Here is a 13,150-nt window from a genome sequence, read left to right as displayed (position 1 = left end):
GACCGGCGGGCCGACCCCGCGAGGGGCCGACCCGCCCGTGGGCCGCGCTGCCGGACGAGCCCGGACCGCCGGAGCGGTGCGGGCCCGGACGGCGGGAGGGGGGATTCCCGCCGTCCGGGCCCTGTCCTGACCGCCCCGTCCTCTTCTCACCCCGATCCGGCGGGACAAACCCCCGACTCCGGGCAGCGACCAGTGACCGGCTTCGGCCAGGGTGCGGTGCGCCGGGGCCCGGGAGTCTCCGTGGTCGACCGCCGCGCGAACGGGCGGTCAGGATCGGCCGGTCAGGACGGGCCGGTACCGCGGCTCAGACGACGGCCCCGTTGCGTTCGCGTGCGGGCGCGGCTCGGCCGGCACTCGGCCGAGCCGGGTCCTGCGGCCGGTCGGGGTACCGCTCCTGGAGCAGCACGGTCACCGGCATCGCGGTGAACACCGTCGACGCGGTGCCCACCACCACCCCCGCCAGCAGCGCCACGGAGAAGTCGGTCAGCGAGTCCCCACCGAGGACCGCCAGGGCCACGAGGACGAACAGCGCGCCCATTCCGGTGTTCACCGTACGAGGCAGCGTCTGCGCCACCGCGCGGTCCGCGAGCTCCGGCCAGCTCGACGACCTGCCGCCGCGGCGCAGTTCACGCAGCCGGTCCAGGACCACGACCGTGTCGTTGACCGAGTACCCGACCACGGTGAGCAGCGCGGCGAGGAAGACACTGTCCACGGGCTTGCCCAGCCAGGCGAAGAGGCCGACGACGAGCAGCACGTCCTGCATCATCGCCGTCACCGCCGCCGCCGCGTACGTCCAGCGGAACCGGACCGTGAGGTAGAGGAGTTGGGCCGCGACAGCCACCCCGAGCGCGATCACGGCGTAGGTGCGCAGTTCGCTGCCCAGACTCGGCCCGACCAGGTCGTCGCGTTCCACCGACACCTCCCCGGTGACGGCGGTCAGTGCCTCCCGGATCCGCTGCTGCTGGTCGTCGCCGGTCTCCTTGGTACGGACGGACACGCCCGTGTCGCCCGTGGTCTGCACCACCGCCTGTGGGAACCCGGCGTCGATCACCGCCGCACGGGCGGCGTCCGCGTCGATGTGCCTCGCGGCGGTGTACTGCGCCACCCGCCCGCCGGTGAACTCGACGCCGAACTCCAGGCCGCGCACGCCGATGCCGCTCAGGACCAGCAGCAGGAGCCCGGCGCAGACTCCGAGCCACCGCCGCCGGTGGCGCATCAGCCGCGGCGGTCGCCGGGTCAGGCGCACCCGCAGCCGGCCGACGGTCGCCAGTCCCGTCAGGGCCGGCCGCCGCGCGACGAAGGGCCGCCGTACCGCCCATTCTGCGAGCAGCCGGGTGATCAGCATGGCCGAGACCATGGAGGCCAGCACGCCGATCGAGAGCGTCACTCCGAAGCCCTTGACCGGCCCGATCGCGAAGACGAAGAGCAGCCCGGCGGCCAGGAGCGTCGTCACATTCGAGTCGGCCACGGCACTCCACGCCTTCGCGAACCCGGTGTGCAGCGAGCGCCGCAGGTCGCGTTCCGGTCCGCGTTCCGGTCCGCGCTTCTGTCCACGGGACTGGGCACCGAGCCTGGCGTACTCCTCCCTGGCCCTTTCGAAGACGAGCACGTTGGCGTCCACCGCGATGCCGACCGCCAGCACGAAGCCGGCCAGTCCCGGCAGCGTGAGGGTCGCGCCGAGCGCGACCACGGCGGCGTACGAGATCAGGCCGTAGAGGGCGAGCGCGATGGTGGCGAGTGCGCCGAGCAGCCGGTAGACGGCAATGATGAAGATCGCGGTGCACAGCAGGCCGATGCCCGCGGCCAGAGCGCTGGCCCGGATCGCCTCGGCGCCGAGCGAGGGGCCGACGGTGCTCTGCTCGATCGCCTTCACCGGCACGGGCAGGGCGCCGCCCTCCACCAGCGCCGCGAGATCACGGGCCTCGTCGGCCGAGAACGCGCCGGTGATCTGTGCCGAACCGCCGGCGATCCCCCGGCCGCAGGGCACGCTGTCCTGCATGCCCGGCGCGGACACGATCCGGTCGTCGAGCACGATCGCCACCCGCCGGGCGGGGTCCGACGGCCCGGCGCAGGCCGCGTCTCCGGTGAGGCGCGCCCAGGTGTCGGCGGCCGCCCCTCGGAAGGAGAGGTCGATGCCCCAGCCGCTGCCCGACCGGGTGTCGAGTACCGCCCGGGCGCTCTTGACCCCGTCGCCCGTCAGGGCAGGCGGGCCCAGGCGCAGGTGCCTGCCGGGTACGTCGGGATCGGCGAGGGCCCGCGAGCCGTCCGCCGCCGGGGACCCGACCGGTCCGTCGGCGGCTGCGGTGGCGCCGGTGACGGCGTGGAAGGTGAGCTGCGCGGTGCGGCCGATGACCTCGGCGGCCTTGCGCGGGTCCTGGACTCCGGGAAGTTCGACGACGATACGGCGCTCCCCGGAGCGGGCGAGCGAGGGTTCGGCCACACCGAGGCCGTCGACCCGGCGGCGCAGCACCTCCAGCGCCCGGTCGGTGGCGGCGGCGTCGGCGCGCACCCCGGGCGCGTCCTGGGTCTCCAGGACGATACGGGTCCCGCCGCGCAGGTCGAGGCCGAGGCGGGCGGGTGTGGTCAGGGCGACGTAGAACGAGACGCCGACGACGGCGAGCGCGAGGAGCGCACGCCAGAACGTGGCACGACGAGAGGACATGGGTTCTCCACGGGCGGTCCGCGGGATCCGGGCATCGCCGACAGGCGGGTGCCGTTCCCGGGGACGGGCGGACGCAAGGGGACAACGCGCCGCAAGGAGCCTCCGGCGTCGAACGGCCGGATCCCTCTCGTTCCGGGCCGCGGGCATGCCGCGGCTCCCGGGACGGCGGGCGCGTGGAACGTCAGCTGCTCCGGGTGGAGGGAGGACCGCGGGTGAGCCGCGGGTCGTACGCGCCGTGGGGCGGTGCCCGTTCCTGTCGCGGCCCCGGGGCGGACGCCCCCGTCAGGGGCGCGGGACCGGCCGGGCACGCGCACGCGAGGACGGCCGGCGGCAGAACGGGCAACCGCGTGGCGGGTTCCGTGGCCGTCGTCCGTTGCAGGGCGGCATCCGAGCCGCTGCGCTCCGGCCCGCGCCGGACCTCCGGACGTGCGGGGCCGACCGGCACGGGGGTGGCGGGTGCGGCCGAGGGGACCGCCGGCGCGGGGGCGGCCTGCGCGATCGGGGCCGTACCGAGCAGGACCAGGCACAGGGCCCAGACGGCGAGGAGTACGCACGGCAGCGCCACCGCCGTGCCCGGACGGACACGACGGCCCGGCTCGGCCGCTCTCACCACCCGTTCCCTCACCACGCTCCTCCCGCGAGTGACTCACTGTAGGCGACGACGCCGTCCGACGGTGCAGCGGTCCGATTCCTGTCCACCCGGCCGACGGTGAGTGCCCCTTCGGCCGGTGGCCGTGCGGGCGCGGGGGCATCACCGTGCGGGCCGCAGGGGCATCACCTCGGCGGGCCTGTACCGCGGGCGCGTTCGGCGAACCAGAACCCGGCCGACACCGCCGTCCGTGACGAATGCCCCGCGTCGCAGCACGACGACCGTGCCGGACGGATCCCCGCACGTGGGGAGACTGCGTGCACTCCGGGGCAGGCCCGGCACCTGCACGTCGGGGCGAGGACGACGGGTCCCCTCAGGCGTGGGCCACCGTGCGGGCCCGGTACCAGGCGACCGTCGCAGCCGCGCCCTCCTGCGGCGTGGTGACCTCGGCGGGACCGAAGGTCCGGCGGTACAGCCCGTCGTCGACGGTCCAGGGGCGGTCGAACTGGTACCAGATGTCGACCAGTTCCCGGGCGGCGGGGTTGGACAGTCCGACCAGTCGCATGAGCGGCTTCGCGGTCGCGCGGACGCGGGCGCGGGTGCCGGCTGCCGCGGCGACCTCCTCGATGAACTGCCGCGGGGTGAGCGCCGGGGCGGCGGGGAGGACGAAGGCCCGCCCGTCCGCGGCGTCGCTCTCGCCGAGCCGGACCAGCGCGCCCGCGACGTCCGGCAGGTAGTGCAGGGTACGGGGGACGTCGAGGCGCCCGGGCCAGAAGACCGTCCGGTCCCCGAGTACGGCCGGCACCACTGCGGCGCCGATGACGCTGTTCGTACCGCCGGGACCGTAGTAGTCGGCGGCCTGGCCGATGGTCACGCGAAGGCGTCCGCTGTCATGGGCCCGCAGGAGCCGGTCCGTCATCGCCTTGCGGACGGCGCCCTTGCGGCTGGTGGGTCGCTGGGGCGTCTCCTCGGACACCGGCCCGTCGATCGGTCCGTACCGGTAGAGGTTGTCGGCGAACACGAGCTTCGCGCCGGCCGCCGCGGCCCCTTCGACGATGGCGTCGGTGAGCCCGGGGAAGTCCTGCGGCCATCGGTGGTAGGCGGGTTGGGCGCAGTGGTACACGACGGCGGCGCCGGCGAAGGCGGCGCGGGCGCCCTCGGTGGTGGTCAGGTCGGCGGTGAGGGAGGTGACGCCGGCCGGCACGTCGATCGGCGTGCGCCCGACGGCGCGGGGGCGGTGGCCGCCGCGCACGAGTTCGCGGACGACGGCGGACCCGATGCCGCCGCCGGCGCCGAGGACGACGTGCAGAGGGGTGGGCATGGTGCGCTCCTTCGATGGGACGGCTGGGATACGACGGGTTCGGTGGTGGTGGCGCCGGCGTCGGCGGCGAGGTCGGCGGGGCGGGTCCCACCGCGCCGCCGGCCCCGAGGGGAGCCGCCGCCGGGGCTCCGAGGAGCGGCGAGGTCAGCGGGCCCGGCGCGCGAGAACGACGGCAGCGGCCAGGAACCACAGCTGGAGCAGGGCCGAACCGATCGAGGTGGCGGCGCCCGGATCGGCGCCGGCGAGTTCGACCAGCGGCAGGGCGAGACCTGCCGCGGTGAGGAGTGCCGCGATCAGCAGCCACCGCGGTGCGGTGCGGGCGCGCAGGGCGGCCACCGAGGCGCACACGAGCCAGCCCACCGCGAAGAGCGAGACGCCGAGGACTTCGCCGACGCCGCCGCCGAAGTCGTTCAGCACCTGGTACTGCACGGCGACCGCCTCGCGTGCGGCCGCGTCGGACGCAGCGCCGTAGGTCTCGGCGAGGCCGGGCATCGCCAGCAGCCAGCGCGAGATGCCGATCGTGCGGGCGAGGGTCGAGGCGACGGCGAACCCGACGGCCAGACGCGTGAGCAGGCTCTCCGTACCGCCGGTCAGGGCCCTGCCGGTCCACACCGCGACCGGCAGGAACAGGACCGAGTAGACCAGGTAGACGGCGTATCCGGCGCGGACGGCACCTTCGTTCTCCAGCAGCCGCGGCAGCGCGATGGCGGCGGGGTCGTCGAGGCTCGCGGGCCAACCGATCGCGGCTCCGAGCACCACGATCGGGACGATGAGGAGGAGGCCCTCGACGGCCAGCAGAACGGCGGCCGTGCGCCGGGGGTCGAAGGCGCGGGGCGGGACGCCGGACAGAGGGACCGGGTGATGGGTCACGGACATGGACACGAACTCCTTGCGAGTGGCGTTCACTGTGCGACTGGTGTTCGCACTTTAGCGAGCAGTGTTCGCAATGTAAACGGCAGTCGCACTTTGCTAGAGTGTTCGCATGCCCTCACCCACCCGCCGTGAACGGCTCCGCGCCGAGACCCTGGACGAGATCAAGGCCGTCGCCCTGCGCCAACTGCGCGAGGTCGGAGCCGCCCAGCTCTCCCTCCGCACGGTCGCGACCGACCTCGGCATGAGCCCCGCCGGGCTCTACCGCTACTTCGACAGCCGCGACACGCTGCTGACCACGCTGATCACCGACTCCTTCGACCGGCTCGGCGACGCCCTCGAACAGGCCCGCGACGCCGACCCGGACGCCGACGTGGCCGACCGGCTGCTCGCCGCACTCGCCGCCTACCGCCGATGGGCCGTCGAGCATCCCCAGGAGTTCGGCCTGATCTACGGCACCCCCGTCCCCGGCTACGCCGCCCCACCGGACGGCCCGACCAGCACCGCCACCCGACGCGTCGGCGGGGCACTCGCGCCCCTGTTCGTCGAGGCCTGGCAGGAGGGCCGGCTACGCCTGCCCGACGACGTCGCACCCGACCCGGCCCTGGCCCGCTACGCCGCCGAACTGGACCCCGGCCTCCCGACCGCCGCCGCGGCCGCGATCCTCGGAGCCTGGACCAGGCTGCACGGGCTCGTCATCCTCGAAGCCTTCGGCCACCTCCGCTGGCTGAGAAACGCGACGGCCGATCTCGCCGAGCAGCAACTCCGGCTGCTCCTCGCCGAGATCGGGCTCTCCCCCGCATCCGCCCCCCGCTGAAGCACCGCCCCCACCGGGCCCACCGGGCCCACACGCCCACACCGGATCGGCCGAGCCGAGGGCGAGGCTCCGGCCGTCCGTGTCAGCGCGGGAGGCGGACACCGCTCACGGGCGAAGCACCCGCCTCGCCCGTCGGCGCCACCCGCCCCTACAAGCCCACAACCCGGCAACGAGCAGGCAGCCCTCCCCCGCAGCCGCCGGGAAACGAACCGGGGGCGACGCCGGGGCTGCGGTGGGGGCCCTACCTGCTCAGCTGAACCCGATCTCGGTGAAGCAGCAGCCTCCGCGCGCGGCGCTGGACAGGACCGGGCCCGGGGTGAGTCGCGGGGCATGTCGGACGTACTGGCGGAAGCCCGACGCGCGGAACTTCAGGTCGAAGGCGTGACCCTCGATGTGCCAGAGCGGCAGGTCCTTCCTGCTGTCGTCCGGGACCAACTGGTGCACGTCGGCGATCTCCAGCTCCGGGGACGAGTCCTTGAATCCGAGTTCCCCTTCAAGCTCCCAAACCTCTTCGAAGACCAGCGTCGCCGGGGAGACCCAGAAGGAGAAACTCTTCGCCGGCCGCACCGGGTGGACCCAGCGAACGATGTAGTCGAGGTCGAACAGAAGCCGCGGCAGGACGTCGTCGGTCTGTTGCACGTGCAGGCCGTGGATGGTGGCGTCGTGCCATCCCATCTCCTCGAAGTCGGTGTCACTCCAGACACTCTTGGAAAGGCCTGATTCCCGGTGGCTGCCGCTGCTCATGCCCGTATCCAACCAGACCAGCCACTGGCAGCTCGTCACTGATCGGAGCTGTAGTGTGCGCCCCCGTGCCGCCGCTACGGGCGGAGGGCGTCCAGCAGTATCGGCAGGGCGTGGCGGAGTTCGCGGTACCCGTAGGTTCCGGTGTGGGTGCCGGGGAAGACGTGCGTGGTGACCGGTGCCCCCAGGCGCTTGAGCCTGCGGTCCAGCGCCCGGGCCTCGAAGCCGCAGGCGGCCTCGGTGACGGAGACGACGTCGTCGGGGAACAGGGCGATCCACTTCTCGGTGCCGGGGATGTGGACCTCCGGCTCGTCGGCGTCGAGCGGGCCGGGCGTGCCGTCGCCGGAGGAGAGGTAGACGGGCGTGTTCCGCAGCCCTTCGGCCCGGTAGTACGGGTCCCAGTCCAGCCAGACGTCCCACTGCTTCCAAGGGTCTCCCCAGATGGCGTAGCCGTCCAGGCCCACGTAGGCCGCGCCGGACAGCCACATCTCCGGGTGGCGGACGGGGTGGAAGGGGGCGCTGAAGGCGGCCACGGCGCCGAACAGGCCCGGGATTCGGGCGGCCATGCCCAACACCCCGAAGCCGCCCTGGGACTCTCCGGCCGCAGCGCGGCAGGGTCCGGCGCCGTAGTCGCGTTCGACCAGGGGGATGACTTCGCGGAGGAAGTAGGTGCGCACCAGGGGTCCGCCGGCCCGGCCGTGGTTCCACCAGTCGGTCCAGAAACCGAAGAGCGGCATGGCCGGCATGACCACGAGGACGTCGTGGAGTTCGGCCAGCTCCTGAACCTTGAACATGGTGGCCCAGGTGGTGTGGTCGCCGTCGCCGCCCGCCAGGAGGTAGAGCGTGGGCCACCGGTCGCCGGGCATTCGGCGGTCCCAGCCGCGAGGGGTCAGGAGGGCGACGGGGACGGTGCGGCCCAGGGCCGCGGAGTCGACGGTCAGCTCGATCAGCCGGTCGTCCACCTGTCGTTCCCTGATGGCCCGGCCGGTCGTGCGGGCAGGCGAGGCGGCGGCCGGCACCGATGGTCCGCCGGCCGCGAGGAGGGCGGCACCGGTCAGCAGCGCACGGCGCGTCGATGAGTAGGTCACATCCGCCTTCTCGGCAGCGGGCCCCGACTTCTTGAGGGACGTACCGGCCTGTCGCGTCATGTCTCCTCCGCAGGGCGGACTCCTGCCCGGACCACCCGCCGCCGGCCGCTCCGGAGCTCGCCGTAGCACCCGAGGGCCGAGAACCTGTCCGGGATCACGGCGTGGGTGGGCGCCGGGCGGTGCCGGTGTGGGCTGGACCATGAGGTAGGCGGCGACCATGCCCGCCATATAGCTTGACCCTTTATGACGGCCTTTCGTATCGGTGTGATGTACGACCGCTCCTGGGACCCGGCCGGGCTGCCCGCCTTCGCGCGCGAGGTCGAGGCGCTGGGGGTGGACGACCTGTGGGTCGTCGAGGATCTGGGGTGGAACGGCGGGATCTCGGCGGCGGCGGTGGCCCTGGGCGCGACCGAGCGGCTCCGCGTCGGCATCGGGATCGCGCCCGCGCCCTTGCGCAGCCCCGCGTTGCTGGCGATGGAGGTGGCCACCCTGGCCAGGGTCTTCCCCGGCCGGCTGGTGGCCGGGATCGGTCACGGTGCGCGGGAGTGGATGCAGCAGGTCGGTGTGGCCCCACGGTCGCCACTGGCGCTGCTGGAGGAGACCCTGAACGCGGTGCGCGGCCTGCTGCGTGGCGAGCGCGTCACGGTGGACGGGCGTGAACTGCGAATCGACGGGGTGGAGTTGGTCCACCCGCCGGCGAAGAATGCGGTGCCGCCGGTGATTGCGGGCGTCGTCTCGCCCAAGTCTCTGGAGCTGGCCGGCCGCGCCGCGCAGGGCACGCTCGTGGCCGAGGGCCACGGCCCGGCGGACCTGCGCGCGGTCCGCGCCGCCGCGGAGCGCGGCGGCGCGGGCGCGGACTACACGATCACCGCCTTCACCTTCGTGGGCGTGGGAGGCGTGGCAGCGCCGGCCCTGCGGGACGCCGTCGCGGGACACGCGCAGTGGCTGGGGCGCGAGGAGTCAGCGACGTTCGCGGCCGGGGGCACGGCGGCCGAGGCCACCGCAGCGCTCCACACGCTCGCGGACGCCGGCGCGCAGACGGTGGTGGTGCGGATCTGCGGTCCCGAGCCGCTCGCGCAGCTCCGCGAGGTAATGGCAGCCCTCGGCAGCTGAGGACCGTCAGTGCCCGCCGGGAAGCGCTGAAGGGTTGACGCCCCAAAGAATGAGTGGTTGATTACTCACAAGCAAACGGAACGGCGACGTCAACCCCCTAACCCCCTAACCCCCTACTCCTACGGGTTCAATCGTCCGACAAGATGGCAGCCCGCAGACGGCCATCCGATCAGGCAAGGGAGTAAGTGATTGACCACACCTAGTCTGCTGCATGATCGGTCAGGCATGACCCCTCACCGCCGAACGCACCACTGACACCGCCGTCGACAGGAGCACCCCGGCGTCGCCCGATTCACGGCCCCTGGATCGCGAGCGCCGACACCCCGAGGCTCCACTCCCCAACCGCAGCACCGCATCCCAGATCACGACCATTCGATGGAGGACCCGATGTTCGACAACCGAGACGAGCTGGCGCAGTCGTTCGAGAAGCACGACGGGACGCACGCCGAGAAGCACGACGGAAAGCTGGACCGGAAGGCCGACAAGAAGGCCGTGAAGAAGCGTCGGCGCACCCGGCAGTGGGCCGCGGAGATCGCGGCCTACTCCGGCCTGGGAGTGGTCGTCCTGGCCGAACCCTGGCTGCTACTCCTGCTCGTCGTCCCGGCCCTGGTGCTCGCCCTGCGGGACTGACCCGCTTCGCGGATCCACCCCTGGCAGCCCGTCACCCGAACCGCGAGGTGGCGGGCTCCCGGCCCGCCACCGGGAGCGGGCGGGCGCGGGGATCGGCGTTCGGCCTGCTGTCCGCAGACCGGGCGGGCGGTCACAGGCAGGCAGGGAACGGCCACCCCGGGTGACCTTGATCACAACACCGTGTCATCCGCGAGGGGCGAGCCATTAGTGAGAACATGATCCCCATTCCCGGCACCCGCAGTGCCGACGCCGAACCCGGCACCCCCGACCCCGCCGTCACGGAGCTGCGCCATCTCCTCTTCGGGGCCGACCGGGCCCAGGTGCACGGCCCCTGGCAGGAGTTAGCCACCGACCCGTCGATGCACCGGCAGCACGAGACCGATCTCTCCGACCAGCTCGACGCCTCCTACCGGCGTCTGCGTCGTCTGAACCGAATCACCGACCCCTTCGAACTCTCCCGCGACCCCTACCGGCTGACGGCCCTCCACGAGTGGACCGGCCCACTGGACGGCGCGCTCACCGTCCTGGCAGGCATTCACTACAATCTCTTCCTCGGCAGCCTGCTCGACCACGACCCCCACCCCAAGCGGCCGTTGACCGAGTACGCCGCCATGGACCGGATCGGCACCTTCCTCTGCACCGAGCTCGCGCACGGCAACGACGCCACCGCCCTGGAGACCACCGCCGCCTACGACCAGGCCGACCGCACGTTCACCCTGCACACCCCGCACGGCGGCGCCCGGAAGTTCATGCCCAACACCAGCCTGGCCGGCGGCCCCAAGTCCGCCGTGGTGGCCGCGCGGCTGCTGGTCGAGGGCCGCGACCACGGCGTGTTCCTCTTCCTCGTCCCGCTCGCCGACCACCGGGGCACCCTGCCCGGGATCACCGTGCGACCGCTGCCGCTGCGCCCGGGAAGTCCGGTGGACCACTGCCTGACCTCCTTCGACCAGGTCCGCCTGCCGTACGAGGCGCTGCTGACCGGCGAGCAGGGCCGGCTCGCGGACGACGGCACCTTCACCAGCGCGATGGGCAGCAAGCGGAAACGGTTCCTCACCGGAATCGGCCGGGTCACCCTCGGCAAGCTCTGCATGAGCGCCAGCGGGATCGGCGTCGCCCGGGCCGCGCTGGCCACCGCCGTCCGCTATGCCCACCACCGCCGGGTGACCGGTGCCCGGCCGGACCGCCGGGTACCCGTGTGGGCGCACCGCACCCACCACGGCCCGCTGGTCGAAGGGCTCGCCACCGCCTACGCGATGACGGCACTGCACCGGGTGGCGACCGCCCGGTGGGCCGAGCGCGACCGCACGGACCCGGAGGCCGTCACCGTCGCGGAACGCCAGGTCGCCGTGGCGAAGGGCTGGATCACCTGGCAGGCGCGTGCCCTGCTGATCGAGTGCCGTGAGCGCTGCGGGGCCCAGGGCCTCCTCCCCGTCAACGGAATCGTTTCCGCGGCCATCGACGTCGAAGGGACGATCACCGCCGAAGGTGACAACCTCGCGCTCTGGGCGAAGACCGGGGCCGAACTGCTGCTCGACCGGGATCCGCCGCCGGCCGGCGCCACCGAGGGCAGCCTGAGCGACCCGGCCGTCCGTCAGAGACTGCTGCAGACCGCCGAGCACCTCCTGCTGGTCCGCGCGCGGGCCCGGCTTCGCGAGGCACCCGCCGGCGACGGCCTGCGCCGCTGGAACGCCGCCGCTCCCGCCGCTCTGGACGCCGTCACCGCCCGGGCCGAGCACCAGGCCGGGGCAGCCCTGCTGGCCTGGGCGGTGCGCGCCACCGATCCGCAGGCCCGCGCGGCGCTCCTGGACCTGCACCTCGTGTTCACCCTGCGGCGCCTCCAGGCCCGCAGCGGCACGCTGCACGGTGAGCGGCACCTGACGGCCGCCCGGCTCGACGAGTTGCCCGACCTGATCGAGCAGGCCATCGCCCGGCTCGCCGACCAGTCCCTCACCCTGGTCGACGCCTTCGATCTGCCGGAACGATTCTTCGCCCTGCGTCCGATCGCCAACGCCGACTACCAGGAAGCCTTCGAGGACGCACCTGCCCACGGGGGCCTCACCGTGGGCGCCTGACGGAGGATATGCCTGACGGAGGGCTTTGACGGCACGCGGCCGTCCGACAGCGGAACGGCCCTCGCCCGGCGCCCCTGGGAGGGCGCCTGGCGAGGGCCTCGCGCGTCCACCGTCCGGCATCGTGGGGACCGGTGGAGGGGGAAGCCTCGGGCGCTCAACCGACCGGGCTCGGCCGTCGAGCGGGCGGCGGCCGGGGCGACCGCTCGTCCGTCAGACGGAGGTGGAGAGTGCTACGTGGCGCCACTGGTCGAGTTCACGCCGTACAAGATCCAGTTTCGCCTCGACACGCTCGACCGCGTCTGCGCCCAACTGCAGGCGCAGCGGAGGCTCGGCGGTCTCGGTGACGTCCACGATGGCTCTGGCGGCCTTCGCCGGGTCGCCCGGCTGCCGGCCGTCGTTGTGGACCAGTGCCTCGCGCACCGGTCCCGCGGCGGTGCTGTAGTCGGCGATGGTGGCCGGCTCGATCCGGAGGCTGGCGCTGCCCAGGAAGTCCGTGCGAAAGCCGCCCGGTTCGATGATCGTGACGCGGACTCCGAGGGGGGCGAGTTCGCCGTGGAGTGCTTCGGAGATGCCTTCGAGGGCGAACTTCGACGCGCCGTAGAGGCCCGTCGCCGGTGCGGTGGCGAAGCCGGCCACGGAGCTGATGTTCAGGACATGTCCGGATCGCTGGGCGCGCAACGTCGGCAGGGTCGCCCGCAGCGTGTTGAGCACGCCGAACACGTTGACGTCGAACAGTGCCCGAGCGGCCTTGTCCGAGGTCTCCTCGATCGCGCCGACGAGTCCGTACCCGGCGTTGTTGGCCACGACGTCGATCCGGCCGAACCGGGCGAGCCCGGCCTCCACAGCGGCCGTCAGCTGCTCCGGTTCGGTCACGTCCGCGTTCACGGCCAGCAGTCCGTCCGGCTGGTGCGGGTACGCATCGAGCACCGCCGACACGTCCCTCGCTGTAGCGATCACGCTGTGTCCCCGGTCCAGTGCCTCGCGGGTGATCTCCGCGCCGAGCCCCCGCGATGCCCCGGTGACAAACCAGATACTCATGCTTCTCCCCTGTTCCGTCGACCCGACGGGCCGACGGCTCGACGCTAGACCCTAGAGTCGGGTCTAGATCCAATGCCGTGTAGATAGAGCTTGCGGATTCCTGTCACGGGTCTGGTGTGGTCAGGATGTCGATGCTGATGGTGGCTTTGTAGCTGGTCCGGTCGATGGTGCCTTTGGCGTTGTACTTGGAGATCGCGCGTTTGACGACG

Annotated in this window: 10 protein-coding genes; 4 read left to right on the top strand and 6 right to left on the bottom strand. The window is 73.1% G+C overall.

The window, feature by feature from the left end:
• Positions 1–304: 304 nt before the first annotated feature.
• The 3 genes from secD to PUR61_RS08130 form a co-directional block, all read right to left on the bottom strand.
• Positions 305–2,662: a protein translocase subunit SecD gene (gene secD, locus PUR61_RS08140; RefSeq protein WP_329877223.1), complete on the bottom strand. Its 2,358-nt coding sequence runs from the start codon at positions 2,660–2,662 to the stop codon at positions 305–307.
• Between the two features lie 962 nt (positions 2,663–3,624).
• A complete protein-coding gene (locus PUR61_RS08135; protein WP_329877221.1) occupies positions 3,625–4,572 on the bottom strand; it encodes an NAD-dependent epimerase/dehydratase family protein in 948 nt (315 codons plus the stop codon).
• A 144-nt stretch (positions 4,573–4,716) separates the two neighbouring features.
• Positions 4,717–5,448: a DUF4386 family protein gene (locus PUR61_RS08130; RefSeq protein WP_329877219.1), complete on the bottom strand. Its 732-nt coding sequence runs from the start codon at positions 5,446–5,448 to the stop codon at positions 4,717–4,719.
• Between the two features lie 106 nt (positions 5,449–5,554).
• Between PUR61_RS08130 and PUR61_RS08125 the strand changes: the two genes are divergently transcribed.
• Positions 5,555–6,259: a TetR/AcrR family transcriptional regulator gene (locus PUR61_RS08125; protein ID WP_329877217.1), complete on the top strand. Its 705-nt coding sequence runs from the start codon at positions 5,555–5,557 to the stop codon at positions 6,257–6,259.
• 249 nt (positions 6,260–6,508) lie between these two features.
• Here the strand turns inward: PUR61_RS08125 and PUR61_RS08120 are convergent, their stop codons facing one another.
• Positions 6,509–7,003, bottom strand: a complete 495-nt coding sequence (locus PUR61_RS08120; RefSeq protein WP_329877215.1) for a hypothetical protein — start codon at positions 7,001–7,003, stop codon at positions 6,509–6,511.
• A 74-nt stretch (positions 7,004–7,077) separates the two neighbouring features.
• On the bottom strand, positions 7,078–8,148 hold the full coding sequence (locus tag PUR61_RS08115; RefSeq protein ID WP_329877213.1) for an alpha/beta hydrolase: 1,071 nt from the start codon (positions 8,146–8,148) through the stop codon (positions 7,078–7,080).
• A 183-nt stretch (positions 8,149–8,331) separates the two neighbouring features.
• Here PUR61_RS08115 and PUR61_RS08110 point away from each other — a divergent pair, with 183 nt between their 5' ends.
• From PUR61_RS08110 to PUR61_RS08100, 3 genes are all read left to right on the top strand, one after another.
• On the top strand, positions 8,332–9,201 hold the full coding sequence (locus tag PUR61_RS08110) for an LLM class flavin-dependent oxidoreductase (RefSeq protein WP_329877211.1): 870 nt from the start codon (positions 8,332–8,334) through the stop codon (positions 9,199–9,201).
• A gap of 387 nt (positions 9,202–9,588) precedes the next feature.
• On the top strand, positions 9,589–9,831 hold the full coding sequence (locus PUR61_RS08105; protein WP_329877209.1) for a hypothetical protein: 243 nt from the start codon (positions 9,589–9,591) through the stop codon (positions 9,829–9,831).
• 215 nt (positions 9,832–10,046) lie between these two features.
• Positions 10,047–11,903 (top strand): acyl-CoA dehydrogenase family protein, encoded by a 1,857-nt coding sequence (locus PUR61_RS08100; protein ID WP_329877207.1) that lies wholly within the window; start codon positions 10,047–10,049, stop codon positions 11,901–11,903.
• Positions 11,904–12,113: 210 nt separating this feature from the next.
• On the opposite strand, the gene PUR61_RS08095 is transcribed toward PUR61_RS08100, so the two are convergent.
• Positions 12,114–12,941 (bottom strand): oxidoreductase, encoded by an 828-nt coding sequence (locus PUR61_RS08095; protein WP_329877205.1) that lies wholly within the window; start codon positions 12,939–12,941, stop codon positions 12,114–12,116.
• Between the last annotated feature and the right edge of the window lie 209 nt (positions 12,942–13,150).

The sequence above is a fragment of the Streptomyces sp. BE20 genome (genome assembly GCF_036322525.1).
Lineage (GTDB): Bacteria > Actinomycetota > Actinomycetes > Streptomycetales > Streptomycetaceae > Kitasatospora.
This window is presented reverse-complemented; position numbering and strand designations above follow the sequence as displayed.